Genomic DNA, 16559 nt, shown 5'->3' on the forward strand with positions numbered 1-16559 from the left:
TACGCACCGCAACGGAAATAGCTCACAAAAGTTTGCTTAAAAGGGTTCCCTAAGTAAGGCTTACCTATGCCACCCTGCCCTTGAGCAAAGGAAGACCTGTGCCGCTGATGCCCCGCCTCGACGAACCGCCCGTGGACGACCCACACGGCCGCGTGCGTCCCAGCACCGAAGCCACCAGCCCTAAAGGCCCCAGCCCCCGGAACACCCGCCCCCAAAACCCCGCCAAAGACTTCGGCTCCCGCGTGGAACTGGCGCTCGGTGCCACCAACCACCTCTTCAATGCGCGCAACTCGCCCCGCTACGTGGCGCAGGTGCTGCAGGGGGTCAACGCCGTTGCCACCAAGCTGGAGCGGACCGCGCAGCCGTTCACCGGCGTCGGTCCTTCCCAAATGAAGGCGCGCGTAGCGGCTGTCGACCTGGACGCGCCGCTGCCGGACACCGCCGCGGCACTGCAGGAGCTGGAGGAGGTGTACCTCCGCGACGCCGTCTACTTCCACGACGCCAAATACGCCGCGCACCTCAACTGCCCCGTGGTGATTCCCGCGCTGGTGGGCGAAGCGGTGCTCTCCGCCGTGAACTCGTCGCTGGACACGTGGGACCAGAGTGCCGGTGCCACCATGATTGAACGCCGCCTCATCGACTGGACCGCCGAACGCCTGCACCTGGGCGCGAACGCGGACGGCGTGTTCACGTCCGGCGGCAGCCAGTCCAACCTGCAGGCCCTGCTCATCGCACGCAACCACGCCGTGGCAGGCCTCCGCCGCGACCCCGCCCGCAGCAGCCACCGGCTCCCGGCGCTGCTGGACACCCTCCGCATCTTCACCTCCGAGGACAGCCACTTCAGCATCCAGAAGTCGGCGTCCATGCTGGGACTCGGATTCGACGCCGTCATCACCGTCCCGTGCACGGCTGACCGCAGGATGGACCCGGCCGCGCTCGCCGCGGCAATGGCGGAAGCGCACGACGCCGGCCTCACCGCCATGGCGGTCGTCGCCACCGCCGGAACCACCGACTTCGGCGTGGTTGACCCGCTCGCAGAGCTCGCCGCGCTGGCCCGCGCCTACGGCGCCTGGTTCCACATTGATGCAGCCTACGGCGGCGGCCTCATGGTCTCCGGCCGCTACCGCCACCTGCTGGACGGGTCCGGCCTGGCGGATTCCGTCACCGTGGACTTCCACAAAACGTTCTTCCAGCCCGTCAGCTCGAGCGCCCTCCTGGTCCGCGAATCCGCCATGCTCCGCCACATCACCTACTACGCCGACTACCTCAACCCCGAAAGCGCGGCCCTGGCGGACATCCCCAACCAGGTGGACAAGAGCATCCAGACCACCCGCCGCTTCGACGCCCTGAAGCTCTGGTTGACCCTCCGGATCATGGGCGCGGACGCCGTGGGGGCCCTCTTCGACGAAGCGATCGACCTCGCCGCGCGCGTCGGCTGCCTCCTCGAGGCCGACGATGACTTCGAGCTCGCCGCCGCACCCCAGCTGAGCACCCTGGTGTTCCGCTACCGGCCGCGGACCGGCTCCGGCGAACACATCACCGAGGACGCCGCCGACGCGCTTAACCCCGCCATCCGGGCCGCCGTGTTCGCCTCCGGCCAGGCAGTGGTGGCCGGCACCAAGGTTCAGGGGCGCCACTACCTCAAATTCACTCTCCTCAACGCCGAGGCCACCCTGGAGGACATCGGCGGCATCATCACCCTCCTGCGCACCACCGGCGCGGAGCTCCTCGCGGAGGCGGCGGCATGAGCATCAGCACTTCCAACAGCGGCAGGATCTACGACTTCGCCGCGATCGGCGTCGGACCCTTCAACCTGGGCCTTGCCGCGCTCGCGGAACCCATGGACGGACTGGACGGCCTCTTCCTGGACCGCAGCCCGTCCTTCGACTGGCATCCGGGCATGATGCTGGAGCCGGCGCACCTGCAGGTCCCGTTCATGGCGGACCTGGTGACCATGGCCGACCCCACCTCGCCCTACTCCTTCCTGAACTTCCTCAAGCAGACCGGCCGGCTCTACCGCTTCTACATCCGCGAGGACTTCTACCCCCTCCGCGCCGAATACAACCAGTACTGCCAGTGGGTGGCCGGCCAGCTGTCCTCCGTGCGTTTTAGCACGGACGTGCTGGAAACGGCGTATGACGACGGCGTGTACCACCTGTCAGTCCAGGGCCCGGCCGGGCCGGAGGTGCTCAGGGCGCGGCGGCTGGTGCTGGGCACCGGCACCAGCCCGTACGTCCCGCAGGCCGCGGAAGGGATCCTGGCCGACTCCGCCGCGGGCCGCGGGGGACTGGTCCTCCACAACTCGGACTACCTGGCCAGGAAGGCGGAACTCCAGCAGCGGCGCAGCATTACCGTCCTGGGCAGCGGCCAGAGCGCGGCCGAGGTGTATTACGAACTGCTCCAGGAGGCGGAGGCCCACGGCTACCGGCTGAACTGGGTGACCCGCTCCGGCCGCTTCTTCCCCCTGGAATACACCAAACTGACCCTCGAAATGACCTCGCCCGAGTACGTGGACTACTTCCACGGCCTGCCGCGGGGCCAGCGCGATGACCTGATCAGGAGCCAGAAAAACCTCTACAAGGGCATCAACTCGGACCTGATCAACGCCATTTACGACCTCCTCTACACCCGCAGCCTCTCGGGCCTGGTGGACACGCAGCTGCTGACTCACTCGGCCCTCACCGGCGCCCGCTGGGATGCCGCCGCAGGGACCCACACTCTCCAGCTGCACCACGGCGAACAGGGAACCGCCTACACCCTGGAGAGCGAGGCCGTGGTCCTGGCCACCGGCTACGGCTACCGCGAACCGGCGTTCCTGGCCGGAATCCAGGACCGCATTGCCCGGGACAGCGCAGGCCGCTTCGCCGTGGACCGCAACTACGGCACCGGTGTGGTGCCGGGCGAGATCTTCGTCCAGAACGCCGAGCTCCACACCCACGGATTCGTCACCCCGGACCTGGGCATGGGCGCCTACCGCAACTCCTGCATCCTGCGCGAAATCACCGGGCGCGAGGTCTACCCGGTGGAGCGGAGCATCGCGTTCCAGCAGTTCGGCGCCACGGCAGGCATTCCCGCCGGTGTACCTGCGGCAGAGGAGGTGCCCGCATGAGGTTCACTTTCCGTTGCCTGGACGCAGAAGCCGACGCACCCCTGCTCCACAGCTGGGTCACGCAGCCCTACGCCTCGTTCTGGGGCATGGAGTCCGCGTCAGTCGCCGATGTCGCGGCAGAGTACTCCGCGATCCAGGCGAGCGGCCACCACCACGCGCTTCTGGGGCTCGACGACGGCGTCCCCGCCTTCCTCACGGAGGAATACCTTCCGGGGTCCTCGCCGCTGGCCTCCCTCTATCCGGTGAATCCCGGTGACGTGGGGATGCACCTGCTGGTGGCGCCGCCGTCGTCCGCTCCAAAACCGGGGTACACGGCCGGGGTGATGGACGCCGTCCTCAGCCGGCTGTTCGACCGGCCGGACGTGGAGCGCGTGGTGGTGGAACCGGACATTCGGAATACCAGGATCCACGCCCTCAACGCCCGGTTCGGCTTCCGGCCAGCCGGGACCGTCGCCCTCCCGGACAAGGAAGCCCTGCTCAGCTTCTGCACCCGCACGGATTTCCACGCCGCCCGCGCAGCCCATTCCCCCAAGCCCGACTCCGAAACCAACCTCCAGGGAGCCGCACTGTGACCATCCACCTCGAACCCGTCCCCGCAACCCTGACGCAGGCCTCCCACCTCACGGCCGACCGCTGGGCCCGCGCCAACCGGCACCTGCTGCGCAAGGCGCTCGCCGAGTTTTCACACGAACGCATCCTCACCCCGGAACCTGCCGCGGACGGCACCTACCGCGTGGCCCAAGGCAGCCACGAATACCGGTTCCGCGCACGGCTCCTCGAACTGGACCACTGGTCCATCGACGCAGGTTCCATCCAACATTTCCGGGACGGCACCGAGGCGCCGCTGGACGTCCTGGAGTTCATCACGGCCTTCCACGAAACCCTCGGAATCAATATCCAGATGCTGCCGGTCTACCTCGAAGAGGTCAGCAGCACCCTGTCCAGCCACGCCTACAAGCAGTGGGCCGGGCAGCCGTCCGCCGCGGAACTTGCCGCCGGCGTCACCGGCGGGCAGGATCCTGCCGCGGACTTCCAGACCATCGAACGCAGCATGACGGAGGGCCACCCGTGCTTCGTGGCCAACAATGGCCGGCTGGGCTTCGGCATCAGCGACTACCTCGCGTTCGCCCCGGAAACCGGCGCTCCGGTGCAGCTCGAATGGATCGCCGTACACCGCAGCCGGGCCGTGTTCACCACCAGCGCCGGGCTGGACTACCGGGCCCACCTGGACGCTGAACTCGGGCCGCTGGCGGGCCGGTTCACCGCCCACCTGCAGCTGGAAGGGCTGGACCCGGACCAGTACTTCTTCATGCCCGTGCACCCCTGGCAGTGGGAGAACAAGCTCACGGTGACATTCGCGGCGGAGATCGCCCGGCAGCTGATCGTGCACCTGGGCACCGGGACGGACACCTACCAGGCGCAGCAGTCCATCCGGACGTTCTTCAACACCGGTGCACCGGACCGGCACTACGTCAAGACCGCCATGTCCGTGCTGAACATGGGCTTCATGCGCGGCCTTTCCCCGCAGTACATGAAGGCCACGCCCGCCATCAACGACTGGCTGCGCAAGCTCATCGAGGCGGATGCCGCACTGCAGTCGCGAGGCTTCACCATGATCGCCGAGGTCGCCGCGATCGGCTACCACAACGGCACCTACGAGGCAGGGTCGGCGTCCGGTTCGCCCTACCGGAAGATGCTGTCCGCGCTGTGGCGCGAGAGCCCGCTGCCCGTGCTGGAGGAGGGCCAGCAGCTGGCCACCATGGCGTCCCTCCTGCACGTCGACGCGGCCGGCAAACCGATGGTTTCCGCACTGATCGGACGGTCCGGCCTCGCGCCGGACGCCTGGCTGCGGCGCTACTTCGAGGCGTACCTGGTGCCGCTGGTGCACTGCGTGGCCAAGTACGAGCTCGCCTTCATGCCGCACGGCGAAAACGTCATCCTGGTCCTCGAAAACGGGGTACCGGTCAGGGCCATCATGAAGGACATCGCCGAGGAAATCGTGGCGATGGGGGACCGGCTGGACCTTCCGGAGGAAGTGGCCCGGATCAAGGCCGACATCCCCGACGGGGAGAAGGTCCTGGCCGTCTTCACCGACATCTTCGACTGCATCTTCCGCTTCCTCGCGGCCCTCCTGGACGAGGCCGGGACGCTTCCGCAGGAGGAATTCTGGCGGACGGCGGCCGCGGCGGTGGCCGACTACCAGGCGCAGCACCCGGAGCTCGCGGACCAGTTCGCCCGTCACGACCTGTTCGCCGCTGACTTCGAGCTCTCCTGCCTCAACCGGCTCCAGCTGCGCAACAACCAGAACATGCTGGATCTGGCCGACCCCTCCGGCGGGCTGCAGAAGGCCGGGCGGCTGGCGAACCCCCTGGCCCGGTTCCGGCCCGGCGCCTGAAGCGTTGGCTAGGCTGGCAGTATGACCTCCGCCGCACCCGAGACCGCCCTCATCACCGGAGCCAGCGCCGGCCTGGGAGCCGAGTTCGCCCGCCAGCTCGCCGCCCGGGGCCACCGGCTGGTGCTCGTCGCGCGGGACCGCGCGCGCCTCGAAGAGGTTGCGGCGGAACTGGAACGGCGGTACGGAACCACGGCTGAGGTGCTTCCCGCGGACTTGACGGACGACGGCGGCCTGGCCGCCGTCGTCGGACGCCTCTCCGATCCGCTGCGGCCGGTGGGGGTCCTGGTCAACAACGCGGGGACCGGCCTGTTGCGCCAGTTCGAAAACAATCCGGCCGAGGAGGAAGTGCAGCACCTGCGGCTGCACACCGAGGCGGCCCTGGTGCTGACGCGCGCCGTCCTGCCGGGCATGCTGGAGCGGGGTGCGGGCCGGATCGTGAATGTGGCGAGCATCGCCGCGTTCCTGCCGCGAGGGACCTATTCGGCGGCAAAGGCGTGGCTGGTGAGTTTCAGCCGATGGGCGAACCTGGCCTATCGTGCGGGCGGGGTGCGGGTGACGGCCGTGTGCCCGGGTTTCACGCACACCGAATTCCACGACCGGATGGGGATGGACAAGTCGGTGGCGCCGTCCTGGGCCTGGCTGCAGGCTGAACGCGTGGTCCGGGAAGGCCTGGCGGACAATGAACGCGGGAAGGCCTTGTCCATCCCCACCCGCCGGTACAAGATCGTGGCCGCGCTGGCCCGGGTGGCGCCCGCCAGGCTAATGGCGGGCCCGCCGCGCCGGCCCAAACAGGTCAGCGCCGCCCAATAAGCCGGGGAGCGTGCGCGACCCCGCTCCGGCGGACCGCTACAACGGCGGCGATGCCCACCAGCGCACCCACCAGGGTCTCCACCCCGCGTTCCAGGATCAGCACGCCCGGGTTTATGAACGCGGAAAGCTGGGAGATGAGCAGCATCACCGGCGTGAACGACACCATCGCAGACCCATAGTGGCGGGTGGTGAACACGGTGGCCGCTGCCGCTGAACACCCCGGCGGTCCCGGCCGCTCCCACGGCCGGCACGTAGCGGCCGGCGTGGTCCATCACGCACTTCATATGCTTTGAAATATTCCGCGAACGCCTGGCGGCTGCGGCATCCTGTGTCGCCTGAAGACGGCTAAGGCCCGCCCCGCACGTTCCCTGGTCGGGAAGTGCTGGACGGGCCTCGTGAGCGCGGGCTGAAAGAAGTGCCCTGGCCGGGAGCCGGGGGCTACACCCGGGCGGGGAGCTTTCCGGATCCGGAGGAGTCCGTGATGTCCTGGGTTTCGAACGGCAGTTCGTCCAGGTCGATCAGCGGGTTCTCGTCCTGCGTGGCAACCAGTTCGCGTGCCTCCGCCTGGCTGTCCACGCTGGGCATGGAGCCCGGCAGCGGACGCTGGGCCGATTCCTTCAGGAAGTAAATGGCCACGGCACCGATCAGGGAAGTAGCCATCAGGTAATACGCGGGCATCATGTCGTTGCCCGTGGCGCTGATCAGGGCGGCCACGATGAACGGCGTGGTGCCGCCGAAGATGGCCACCGAGAAGTTGTACGCGATGCCCATGGCGCCGTACCGGCTTGAGGTGGGGAACTGGGCCGGCAATGCCGAGGCCAGGTTTGCCACGTAGAAGGTCACGGGGAAGGCGATCAGGCCGAGGCCTGCCAGGGTGGACCAGATCTCGCCGATGCCGATGAGCAGGAACGCCGGAATGGCGAGCAGGACGGTGCTGACCGCGCCGATCCAGAGAACGGGCCGGCGGCCGATCCGGTCGGAGAGCTTGCCGGTCAGCGGGATGCACAGGCTCATGACAACCAGCACGGGGATGGTCAGCAGCGTGCCGTGCACGGGATCGTAGCCCTTGGACTCGGTGAGGTACGTGGGCATGTAGGAGGTGAGGGCGTAGCCGGCCGTGTTCGCGGCGGCCACCAGGATCATGGCCACGATGATGGAGCGCCAGTAGGCCTTGACGATTCCTATCGGGCCCTTGGCCGCGGCGTCCTCGGAGGCAGCGGCGTGCTTGGCCAGGTCCTCCTGCGCGTCCAGGGTGGCCTGGAACTGCGGGGACTCTTCAATCCGGCTACGGAAGTAGATGGCGATGATCCCCAGCGGGCCGGCAATCAGGAACGGAATGCGCCAGCCCCAGTCCTCCATGACGGCCTGCCCCAGCGTCAGCTGGAGCACTGAAACGAGGGCTGCGCCGATCGCGAAGCCAAGGTAGCTTCCCAGGTCAAGGAAGCTGGCGAAGAAACCGCGGCGCTTGTCCGGAGCGTATTCGCTCACGAACGTGGTGGCGCCGGCGTATTCACCGCCGGTGGAGAAACCCTGCACGATCTTCAGCAGGACCAGCAGGGCTGCTGCCCAGAGACCGATCTGGGCGTAACCGGGCAGCAGGCCGATGGCGAAGGTGCTCGCGGCCATCAGCATCAGCGTGGCGGCAAGGATCTTCTGCCGGCCCATCTTGTCGCCCATCCAGCCGAAGACCACGCCGCCCAGGGGACGGGCAATGAAGGTGGCGGCGAAGGTTCCCAGGAGGAACAGGGTCTGGGTGGTGGGGTCCGATTCGGGCAGGAAGACCGGGCCCATGGTGGTGATCAGGTAGCCGAACACGCCTACGTCGTACCATTCCATCGTGTTGCCCACGATGGTTCCGCCCAGGGCTTTCTTCAGCATGGGCTGGTCCACGACGTTCACATCGGATTCCTTGAGCCGTCGCCGGCCCAGGATCTTGGGCTTCCGGGGGCCGGCCGGGCCCGCGTTCACCTGCGTACCAGGGGGTGTGGCTGGGTTGGTTCCGGAGGCGTTGGTGATGCCTGCGGAAGAGTCGGTGTTGCTTCGGTCTATGGGCATTTGGGCGACTCCTGTGGAGGTCATTTGCTTGCGACTTGTAGCTGCCCCGCTCCGGGCAGGCCTTCAATTTTACGGGAATTCCCAGCCTTTTTCGGTCCGGGTGCCGTAGGATCGGGTGTTTTTGGGCTGTTTGGCGGCCGACGGCGGCGCGGGGCACCGCGGCCTTTCCCGCGCCAGCACTGGGATGCGGCAGGTCACGGCGGATCGTTACCTAAATTTTTCCTTGTCCGCCCCTCCCCAGCGCACCTAAGCGCCCAAACCAGCGCTGAATGTGACGGGCGACACCGCTTTGGCTGCGCCGGGAGGGGAGGCGATTGCCGCCGTCGGACGCCGGCTGGGAACGCTGATGGAGGCAGGTGGTCCAGATGGACCACCTGCCTCCTGCTGCGTGGCTGCCCCTCCGCCGCGCCCGTCCTTCGGGCTGCCTGTTGCGATGGAATGCGGGGAGGGATGCACGCCCGCCGGAAGGACCGGCAGCCTGGGTCCGGCCGGGTGCCCCTACAGCCTGTCGGGGCGTACCGCGAGCACGGGGCACGTGGCGTCAAGCAGGATGCGCTGGACGGTGCTGCCGAGGATGAGCTTGCCCACCATCGAGCGGTGGCGGAGGCCAACCACAATCATGTCCACCTTCCGATCCTGCGCGATTTGGATCACGGCATCGCCGGGGTCGGACAGGACCGAAGACTCAAGCGTGAGCGTCAGCCCCGCTGCCGTCAGCTGGGATTCCAGCTGCTGCACTTCCGCCGGTTCCAGGTCGTGGTGGCCGCGGCCCACGTTCACGATGAGCAGGTCAGTTTTCCTAAGCAGCGCTTCGGCTATGCCCGTGGTCAGGGCCTCACGGCCTTCGAGGGAGGGCTGGTAAGCAACGAGAACCGTCATGTTGGGCTTCTCTCCGGTATGTGGTGCGGGTGGGCTGGGGCTAGACGAGGGTATTGAGCCAGCCCTGCGGCAGGTCGATCGGCAGCAGGGAGGGCAATACCAGCAGCACGGCGTAGAGGGCCAGGGTGTAGATGACGGCCACCTTGAGCCTTGCCCTGGCGACGACCAGCAGGAACGCGGGGATGAATATGGTCACCGCCACGAGGTAGCCGAATGCTGCGGTGAGGGCCAGGAACCCGGTCATCCACAGGAACGTCTTCAGGGCGAAGCCGGCATCAAGCGTCCATCCCGCACCCGCGGTCCGTCCGCGGAACCGGGTCCTGATTTCCGTGGCGAGCAGGATGCCCGAGAACACCAGGCCGCCGATGCTGACCAGCTGGGGGACCAGCCGCGCTTCCGGTGAGAACGATGCCGACGCGATGAGGGCTGCGGCGAATGCCGTGGCGAAGATGCCTGCCGCGGCAAGCGACCAGGTGGAGTTCTTCAGCGGGCTCTCGTCCTCTTCGGGACGTTCGTCGCGGTGGCCGTCGTCGAGGTTGGTGTTGCGGCGGGCCCGGATGAACTTGATGAACGCCCAGATCATGGGCAGGACCAGGATCGCGAGGAAGACCAGCACGCCCGGGCGGGCCATCCAGTCCAGGCCGTTGTAGAGGCTGTCCGTGAGGAAGTAGTAGCGCTCCAGCGGAATGGCCAGGACGAAGCCGATCAGGAACGGGGCCCGGGGGAAGCCGGTGGACTTCAGCAGCCAGCCGAAGACGCCGAGGATGATCATGACCCAGAGGTCGCCCAGCTGGCCGCCCTCCTGGAAGGACCCGAGCAGCATGACGGCAACCAGGCCGGCCGCGAGGACGGCGAAGGGAACCTTCGTGAGCCTGGCGAGCTGCTTGACGCTGAGGAAGCAGAACAGGGCGCCAAGGATGGACGCGATGGCGAAGGACCACACGATGAGGTACATCAGGTCCAGGTGCTCCGTGATGATGGACGGGCCAGGCTGGATGCCATAGGTCAGGAGCATGCCCAAAAGCATGGCTGAGGGAACGCCGCCGGGGATGCCGAAGAGCAGCGTCGGAATGAGGTCCCCGGCTTCCACTGAGTTGTTGGCGCTTTCCGGGCCCACGATGCCGCGGGGGTCGCCCTTGCCGAACTTGCGCTTGTCCTTTGCCGTTGCCACGGCCTGCCCGTACGCGAGCCAGGTTCCCGCTGTGGCGCCGACGCCGGGCAGCACGCCCGCCCATATCCCGATCAATGCTCCACGGATTACCTGCGTCCAGTGGGACAGCCATTCGCGGATGCCTTTGCCCCAGCCGCCGCCGAGGCTGATGTTCTGCTTCTGTCCGCGCCGCTGGCTTGCCCGCGACGCGATTTCCGCCAGGCCGAAGATGCCCAGGGCCACAGCCACGAGGGACAGGCCGTCACCAAGGAAGAGGCTGCCGAAAGTGAAGCGCTCCTCGGCCGTGGTGGGCGAGGTGCCCACCATGCCGAGGATAAGACCGAGGAGGCCGGCCGAAACGCCCTTGATGATGTTCCCGCGGGACAGGACTGCCGCGAGTGCAACGCCCAGGACCGTCAGCATGAACAGTTCGGGGCTGGCAAAGGAAAGCACGAGCGGCCGGGCGAGGGGAATGGCGAGCGTCAGGCCGATGGCACCGATGATGCCGCCGGCCATGGACGACAGGAAAGCGAGCGTCAGGGCCCGGGCGGCCTCGCCCTTTTTCGCCATGGAGTAGCCGTCAAGCATGGTGACGCTTGCGGAGGCCGAGCCCGGCGCGCCGAGCAGCACGGCCGAGACGGTGTCGGACGTGTGGACGACGGCGAGGGCGCCGATGAGGAGTGCCAGCGCCTGGGGTGGTTCCATGCCGAAGGTAATGGGAAGGAGGATGGCGACGGCGCCGGTGCCGCCCAGGCCGGGAATGAGGCCCATGACCAGACCGGCCACAACGCCGATCAGGAGCATGAGGAGCAGGGAAGGGTCAGCGAGTGACGCCAGCGCTGCCATAGCGGAATCAAGCATGATTGTCCTTATTCAACGTGGATGTCGTATTTGCTCTCGAGCAGTTCCTTGACATAGGACCTGACGGAGCTGCTGACGGTGTAGGCGTCCCTGACGCGATCGGCCATGCCGGCGTCGGCCACGAGCGGGTAGCCGCCGAGAACTTTGGCGGCCTTATCTTGGAAGTCCTTGTCGGCACCCAGCTTTTCGCTGGACTCCCGCAGCAGGGTGACGGCCTTTTCCGGCGTCTCCTGCGGTACCCAAAGACCTTTCTGGTAGGTATAGGTGAGGCCAAGCAGGGTCTTGTAGGCCTCGAACTTCTCGCCCGATGGCTTCTTGCCGTAGAGGCGTTCGTAGGCCTCCGGAACGGTGGGGACATCGGGAAAATTGGGGTCGCGGATGACTTCGCCGGACTCGTCGAGTTGGCCGAAGGACATCAGTACCGTCGCCTTGCCTTCCTCGGCGATGCCCTTGACGGCCGAACCGTAGGCGGAAGTGGTCTGGTAGTCCAGGTCGATTTCGCCCCGCTGGAGCGCCAGGTTCACAGGCCCCCGGCCTTCGAAACCGAACGTGGAGGTCACCTCTGCCTCGAGCAGGTCGAAAGCGACCAGGGTGGTGATGTCCAGCCCGGTGGCGCTGATGCCACCAAATTCGAGGGGCTTATCCCGGTCGACCAGGTCCTCGACGCCGTTCACGCCGGCTTCGGTCCGGGCATAGATGACGCCGCCGGTGCCGTTCACCACTAGGGGCTTGAGGTCCTCGAAGGAGTACCGTACGGCGGAGCGGCCCAGGACCCAGGGCACCACCGTGGAGGCGGTCCCTACGAGTATTTCCGTGCCGTCCGTCTTTGCCGAGCGGGCAAATTTGTTGGTGCCGGAGATACCCTCGCCGCCGGGCTCGTTGACGGGGGCAAATCCCGGGCTGCCGGGGATGTAGTGGGTCAGTTCGGTGCCGATGAACCGCGCCCAGGTGTCTGTTCCGCCGCCGGAAGCGAGGGGGATGAGGAATTCCAGGGTCTCGCCGCTGAAGTTGCCGTCTTCGGTGCTGGAGGGCGGGTTCAGCAGGCCGCCGCCCACCACGGTGGTGGCGACGCCGAGCGCGGCGAAGGAGGCAACTACGGCCAGTATGGTTCGCCGGGAGTGCTTCGGAGGTTCCGGTTGCTCGGCGGTGGGGGTGTCATATGACGGACCGGGGGGTTCCACGTATGTTTTCTGACTCGTCATTGAGGATGTCCTTTGATTGTAAGCCGCCTGCGCGGGGAGCCGCGGCGGATTTGGGGTGGCCTGTTTAGTGGGGCTACCAGGTGTCCGGGAGGATGAGCTCGGCGTCCGCGATCCTGCGGGCGCTTCGCAGTGCGCCCACCACCGTGGCGCCGTCGATGGTTTCCGACCAGGTCTGCACCAGGCCGGCGGGGGTCCGCATGGTGACTCCTGCTGAGACGTCGGTGGAAATCAGGCCGGCCAGCACCGTTCCGGTGTGCTGCGCCGCCATGGTCAGTGCCACGCTGCCGGTGATTGCAAGGGCGGGGTGCAGGCGGCCCATGGAAAGCATCCGGACCACGACGTCGGCCTCGTCCGCCTCCCCGGCCCTTGCTACCAGCGCCAGCTTGGGAATGGCGCGTTCGGCCGTGGCGCGGCTGGCGGCAAGGCCCATCTGCACGGCGGCACCCCGCCGAAGGTCATCGAGATGCACCAGCAGGTCCTCCCTGGTGTCGATGTCCGCTGCCGTCTCATGACCGGTCAGCCCTACGGCTTCGGCTTCCACGATGACCAGCGGAGCTCCTGCATCGATGAGCGTGACCGCCACCTGCCTGCCGGCGAAGTCCAGTTTGTCCACCGGCTCCCCGGTGGGAAAGAGCTTGCCGGTGGTCCGTCCTGCAGGGTCGAAGAACCCCATTCCCACTGCCATGCCGGGGAAGGGGACCCCGGGGATCAGTTGCGTGCCGGGGTACAGCAGTTCCCCCTGGGGGGTGTCCACCTTTTGCAGGATGAGCTGGTTGGTGTTGGTGTTCAGCGTCCGGACCGACGTGCTGTCCGCACCGGCGGCGACCCACCCCCGCTCAATCGCGTAAGGCGCCACCACTGCGGAGCAGTTTCCGCAGTTGCTGGCCCAGTCCACCTTCTGCTCATCAACGCCCACCTGTGCGAAGGTGTAGTCCACGTCTGCCTCAGCACTGATGGAGCGGGACAGGATGACCGCCTTGCTGGTGGTGGACGTGCCGCCCCCCACGCCGTCGATCTGGCGGTGGTCAGGGCTCCCGAAGAGGCGGAGGAGCACCTCATCCACGGTCTTGCCGGGAACCTGCAGATGGTCCCATTCGAACACCCAGCACTTGCTGGTTCCTCCGCGCATCCACGTAGCCGGAATCTTGAACATGATCGCTTTCAACACCTTTCTCTGGCCTGTTTTCCAGGCCACCGGCCTCATGGCCTAACCCAGTGTGAGGCCGGTCATGTATGAATTACAATCACGAAAAAATGCATAGACGTGCAGTTTTACTTCATTTACTACTCGGCAACGGAGCATCGGGCGGTGCTTTCGGAGTTTTCATGGCCCGCGCGCCTGACCGGAGCGTGGGATTTCGGGCCGATCGTGAAGACTATGTATAGAATCGTTAGGCCGGGTTAATCAACACTTCAAAGGCGGACCGCGGATGCTCAACATTAGAAGGCTCGAGCTCTTGCTCGATGTCGTGGAGCTCGGCTCGATCACGGCGGCAGCAGAGAAGCATATCTACTCACCCTCCGGGGTTTCCCAGCAACTGCGCCGGCTGGAAGCGGAAGTCGGACAGCCCCTGCTGCAGCGCCAGGCCCGGGGAATGGTTCCCACCGATGCCGGCCATGTCCTGACGGCCCATGCCCGCCGGATACTGCGGCAAATGGCAGCAGCCGAGGCAGACCTCGCCGAAATCGCAGGGCTCAACCGCGGCAGCCTCACCCTGGGAACCTTCCCCACCCTTGGCGGATCATTCCTGCCCCTGGTGATCAGCAGATTCAAAGCCCAGTACCCGGCCATCGAACTGCACGTCCGTAGCAGCCGGTTCGATGACCTGATCGAGATGCTTGAAAACGGCCAGGTAGGCATGTCGCTGCTGTGGGACTATGAGTGGAACCGGCTCAGTCCGGACAATTTCGCGCTGACCACCGTGTTCGAGGATTCCACCGCGCTCATCGTGGGCAAGGAACACAGGCTTGCCCGCCGCAAGCAGGTGGACATGGCGGACCTGGCGCACGAAGAATGGATCGTCCGGGAGCAGGACCACCCCGTCGTCGAAGTGCTGCACAGAAGTGCGCACATGGCAGGGTTCGAACCGCGGATTTCCTTCCACGCGAACGACTACCAGGAAGCGCAGGCCATGGTCAGTGTGGGGCTCGGTATTGCGCTGGCCCCGCGGACGGCCGTTGTGAACAAGCACCCGGGCGTCAGCATCGTGTCTTTGGGCAGCAGCGCACCCTCCCGGCGGGTGCTCCTGGCCCACCGGCACGACCGGGTACGGGCTGCGGCCGAAATCGCCTTCCAGGCAACGCTCCTGGAAGTGGCGAAAGAAAGCAGCGGCGACTTCAAGTAGCGCGGGCGCAGGCAACGACGGGGGACCCTTGAGCAAGAACCGATCGCGATCGCAGCGGTGGCTGTGGATGCTGATAGCAGCTGCCGTCCTCTGCCAGATCGCCCTGAACCTTGCCCGCCCGCTGATCTCCTATAAAGTCCTGGCCCTTGGCGGTGACTCTCTGTCAGTGGGCCTGACGTCGGCGTCGTATGCGCTGGTCCCCGTGGCCGCGGCAATATCGCTGGGCAGGGTGTCCGACCGGCGAAATTCCCTCCGCGGGATGGTGGCCGCAGGTACCCTGCTGCTTGCCGCCGGCCCGTTCGTGCTCTTCACGTCCTCGTCGCTTCTCCTTGTTGCCGCGGCCAGCGCGGTGCTTGGGCTTGGGCATCTCTTCTTCACCATTGCCGGCCAGTCGGCCATTGCCCGTTTCGTTTCCCTGGACCGGATGGACGCTGCCTTTGGCTGGTTCACCGCGTCCTTTGCCGTGGGACAAATGGTTGGGCCACTGCTCGCCGGCCTTGCCATGGGCGATGCCGGAGGAGCCCCGGCCGGGGTCCGCCTCGCGGACTCCAACGCCGCCCTGATCATCGCCGGCATCATTGCCGTCCTTGCTGTCCCCTTCGCCCTCGGAACCGCCGCCGGCGGTGCCGCAGGCGGGCCAAAAACGGAGGCGCCAGGGGCCCGGCCGGCCTCCATTGCCTCACTGCTGCGCTACCCGACGGTGAAGACCAACATGGTGGCGAGCCTGGCACTCCTTGCCACCACGGATATCCTGGTCGCTTTCCTCCCGCTACTGGGCGAGTCCACCGGCGTCTCTCCCACAGTGGTCGGCGTCCTCCTTGCCACGAGGGCGGCCGCCTCCATCGCATCGCGCCTGCTGCTGCCGCTGCTCGTGGCCCATTGGAGCCGTCCGGGGCTGGTCCTGGCCAGCCTTGCCGGAGCCGGAACCGCGCTCGCTTTGGTGCCTTGGCTTTTTGAACGTCCATGGATTGCAGGGATCCTGCTGGCGCTCGGCGGGTTCTTCCTGGGGCTGGGCCAGCCCATCACGATGTCCCTCGTAACCCAGGCGGTTCCACCGGCCTCACGGGGCGCGGCGCTTGCCCTTCGCCTGCTGGGAAACCGGATAGGACAGGTCACGCTGCCGGCCGCGGCCGGGCTGCTGGCCGCTCCGGTCGGGCCAAGCGGGGCGCTTTGGATGTCCTGCGTCGTCCTCGGCGCAGCCTGCCTTCGCTGGCCCGGAAAGAAGGAATAAAACCCTGGGCTTCGCAGCCCTCCCGGGGGTTCCCAGACGCGCACGGCGTGCCTATCGTTGATCCATGGGACTCCTGGTTCGGCGAGGCCCGCGCCTGCCGCCGGATGTTCCTCCAGGCCTGCCCCGTTTCCGGGGAAAGATTCCATTTCACAACGGCGGAAAGGAAGAACAATGGCTCACCACGAACCTTCGCTTGCACCCGAGGTGGCGGACCACCTGGCAGCGGCAATGAACGTCCCGGACATGCCCGGGCCGGCGCCCGTACGTTTCGGCGGTGCTCCGCAGCAAAACTCCTGGCCTGACGGCAAAGGCAAGCGCCGGCACCCCAAGGAACGGGGCGCCGGGCACGGCCGCATGGGCCACGAGGCCGCTGTGACGGCGGTCCACCGCACCAGCAGGCCGCAGATGCCGCATTCCTCGTAGGCTGCCGACACCCAAAAATGAAATCGACGCGCAGATTCCCTGGCGCCCACTGAATATCCGGTGCGCCAGGGAATCTGCGCGTCGCCAGGGAATATGCGG

14 protein-coding genes are annotated in these 16559 nt (G+C 66.8%); 8 read left to right on the forward strand and 6 right to left on the reverse strand.

Annotated elements, in window-relative coordinates:
* The first annotated feature begins 107 nt into the window (after window positions 1-107).
* The 5 genes from ACIQCN_RS07725 to ACIQCN_RS07745 are packed head-to-tail and all read left to right on the forward strand — an operon-like array spanning window position 108 to window position 6314.
* Window positions 108-1748 (forward strand): pyridoxal phosphate-dependent decarboxylase family protein, encoded by a 1641-nt coding sequence (locus ACIQCN_RS07725; RefSeq protein WP_400610288.1) that lies wholly within the window; start codon window positions 108-110, stop codon window positions 1746-1748.
* A gap of 2 nt (window positions 1749-1750) precedes the next feature.
* A complete protein-coding gene (locus ACIQCN_RS07730) occupies window positions 1751-3109 on the forward strand; it encodes a lysine N(6)-hydroxylase/L-ornithine N(5)-oxygenase family protein (RefSeq protein ID WP_400610290.1) in 1359 nt (452 codons plus the stop codon).
* A complete protein-coding gene (locus tag ACIQCN_RS07735) occupies window positions 3106-3681 on the forward strand; it encodes a GNAT family N-acetyltransferase (RefSeq protein WP_400610250.1) in 576 nt (191 codons plus the stop codon). The genes ACIQCN_RS07730 and ACIQCN_RS07735 overlap by 4 nt, the downstream gene beginning before the upstream one ends.
* Complete coding sequence (locus ACIQCN_RS07740; RefSeq protein WP_400610251.1) at window positions 3678-5504, forward strand: IucA/IucC family protein; 1827 nt, start codon at window positions 3678-3680, stop codon at window positions 5502-5504. Before ACIQCN_RS07735 ends, ACIQCN_RS07740 begins: the two co-directional genes overlap by 4 nt.
* Before the next feature lie 21 nt (window positions 5505-5525).
* Window positions 5526-6314 carry an SDR family NAD(P)-dependent oxidoreductase gene (locus ACIQCN_RS07745; protein WP_400607497.1) on the forward strand — a complete coding sequence of 263 codons (789 nt, stop codon included), beginning with the start codon at window positions 5526-5528 and terminating at the stop codon, window positions 6312-6314.
* On the opposite strand, the gene ACIQCN_RS07750 is transcribed toward ACIQCN_RS07745, so the two are convergent.
* The 6 genes from ACIQCN_RS07750 to ACIQCN_RS07775 all read right to left on the reverse strand — a co-directional run bounded on the left by ACIQCN_RS07750 (window position 6298) and on the right by ACIQCN_RS07775 (window position 13614).
* On the reverse strand, window positions 6298-6480 hold the full coding sequence (locus ACIQCN_RS07750; protein ID WP_400607494.1) for a hypothetical protein: 183 nt from the start codon (window positions 6478-6480) through the stop codon (window positions 6298-6300). The genes ACIQCN_RS07745 and ACIQCN_RS07750 overlap by 17 nt on opposite strands.
* Before the next feature lie 272 nt (window positions 6481-6752).
* Window positions 6753-8369, reverse strand: coding sequence for an MFS transporter (locus ACIQCN_RS07755; RefSeq protein WP_400610252.1), 1617 nt, complete (start codon window positions 8367-8369; stop codon window positions 6753-6755).
* A 498-nt stretch (window positions 8370-8867) separates the two neighbouring features.
* Window positions 8868-9248, reverse strand: a complete 381-nt coding sequence (locus ACIQCN_RS07760; RefSeq protein ID WP_400607491.1) for a universal stress protein — start codon at window positions 9246-9248, stop codon at window positions 8868-8870.
* A gap of 40 nt (window positions 9249-9288) precedes the next feature.
* Entirely contained in the window at window positions 9289-11259 is a 1971-nt protein-coding gene (locus ACIQCN_RS07765; protein WP_400607488.1) for a tripartite tricarboxylate transporter permease, read from the reverse strand.
* An 8-nt stretch (window positions 11260-11267) separates the two neighbouring features.
* Window positions 11268-12461 carry a hypothetical protein gene (locus ACIQCN_RS07770; protein ID WP_400610253.1) on the reverse strand — a complete coding sequence of 398 codons (1194 nt, stop codon included), beginning with the start codon at window positions 12459-12461 and terminating at the stop codon, window positions 11268-11270.
* A gap of 73 nt (window positions 12462-12534) precedes the next feature.
* Window positions 12535-13614, reverse strand: a complete 1080-nt coding sequence (locus ACIQCN_RS07775; RefSeq protein ID WP_400610255.1) for a PrpF domain-containing protein — start codon at window positions 13612-13614, stop codon at window positions 12535-12537.
* 277 nt (window positions 13615-13891) lie between these two features.
* Between ACIQCN_RS07775 and ACIQCN_RS07780 the strand changes: the two genes are divergently transcribed.
* From ACIQCN_RS07780 to ACIQCN_RS07790, 3 genes are all read left to right on the forward strand, one after another.
* Complete coding sequence (locus ACIQCN_RS07780; RefSeq protein WP_400610257.1) at window positions 13892-14806, forward strand: LysR substrate-binding domain-containing protein; 915 nt, start codon at window positions 13892-13894, stop codon at window positions 14804-14806.
* Window positions 14807-14873: 67 nt separating this feature from the next.
* On the forward strand, window positions 14874-16037 hold the full coding sequence (locus ACIQCN_RS07785) for an MFS transporter (protein ID WP_400610259.1): 1164 nt from the start codon (window positions 14874-14876) through the stop codon (window positions 16035-16037).
* Between the two features lie 171 nt (window positions 16038-16208).
* On the forward strand, window positions 16209-16460 hold the full coding sequence (locus ACIQCN_RS07790; protein WP_400607475.1) for a hypothetical protein: 252 nt from the start codon (window positions 16209-16211) through the stop codon (window positions 16458-16460).
* Window positions 16461-16559 lie beyond the last annotated feature (99 nt).

Origin of the sequence: Pseudarthrobacter sp. NPDC092424 (assembly GCF_044754925.1) — a bacterium.
Lineage (GTDB): Bacteria > Actinomycetota > Actinomycetes > Actinomycetales > Micrococcaceae > Arthrobacter.

Bases quoted from the DNA above. Each gene is read 5' to 3' on its own strand.
- ACIQCN_RS07725 (WP_400610288.1), top strand. From the start codon at position 108: ATGCCCCGCCTCGACGAACCGCCCGTGGACGACCCACACGGCCGCGTG.
- ACIQCN_RS07735 (WP_400610250.1), top strand. From the start codon at position 3,106: ATGAGGTTCACTTTCCGTTGCCTGGACGCAGAAGCCGACGCACCCCTG.
- ACIQCN_RS07745 (WP_400607497.1), top strand. From the start codon at position 5,526: ATGACCTCCGCCGCACCCGAGACCGCCCTCATCACCGGAGCCAGCGCC.
- ACIQCN_RS07750 (WP_400607494.1), bottom strand. From the start codon at position 6,480: ATGGTGTCGTTCACGCCGGTGATGCTGCTCATCTCCCAGCTTTCCGCG.
- ACIQCN_RS07755 (WP_400610252.1), bottom strand. From the start codon at position 8,369: ATGCCCATAGACCGAAGCAACACCGACTCTTCCGCAGGCATCACCAAC.
- ACIQCN_RS07760 (WP_400607491.1), bottom strand. From the start codon at position 9,248: ATGACGGTTCTCGTTGCTTACCAGCCCTCCCTCGAAGGCCGTGAGGCC.
- ACIQCN_RS07765 (WP_400607488.1), bottom strand. From the start codon at position 11,259: ATGCTTGATTCCGCTATGGCAGCGCTGGCGTCACTCGCTGACCCTTCC.
- ACIQCN_RS07770 (WP_400610253.1), bottom strand. From the start codon at position 12,461: ATGACGAGTCAGAAAACATACGTGGAACCCCCCGGTCCGTCATATGAC.
- ACIQCN_RS07775 (WP_400610255.1), bottom strand. From the start codon at position 13,614: ATGTTCAAGATTCCGGCTACGTGGATGCGCGGAGGAACCAGCAAGTGC.
- ACIQCN_RS07780 (WP_400610257.1), top strand. From the start codon at position 13,892: ATGCTCAACATTAGAAGGCTCGAGCTCTTGCTCGATGTCGTGGAGCTC.
- ACIQCN_RS07785 (WP_400610259.1), top strand. From the start codon at position 14,874: ATGCTGATAGCAGCTGCCGTCCTCTGCCAGATCGCCCTGAACCTTGCC.
- ACIQCN_RS07790 (WP_400607475.1), top strand. From the start codon at position 16,209: ATGGCTCACCACGAACCTTCGCTTGCACCCGAGGTGGCGGACCACCTG.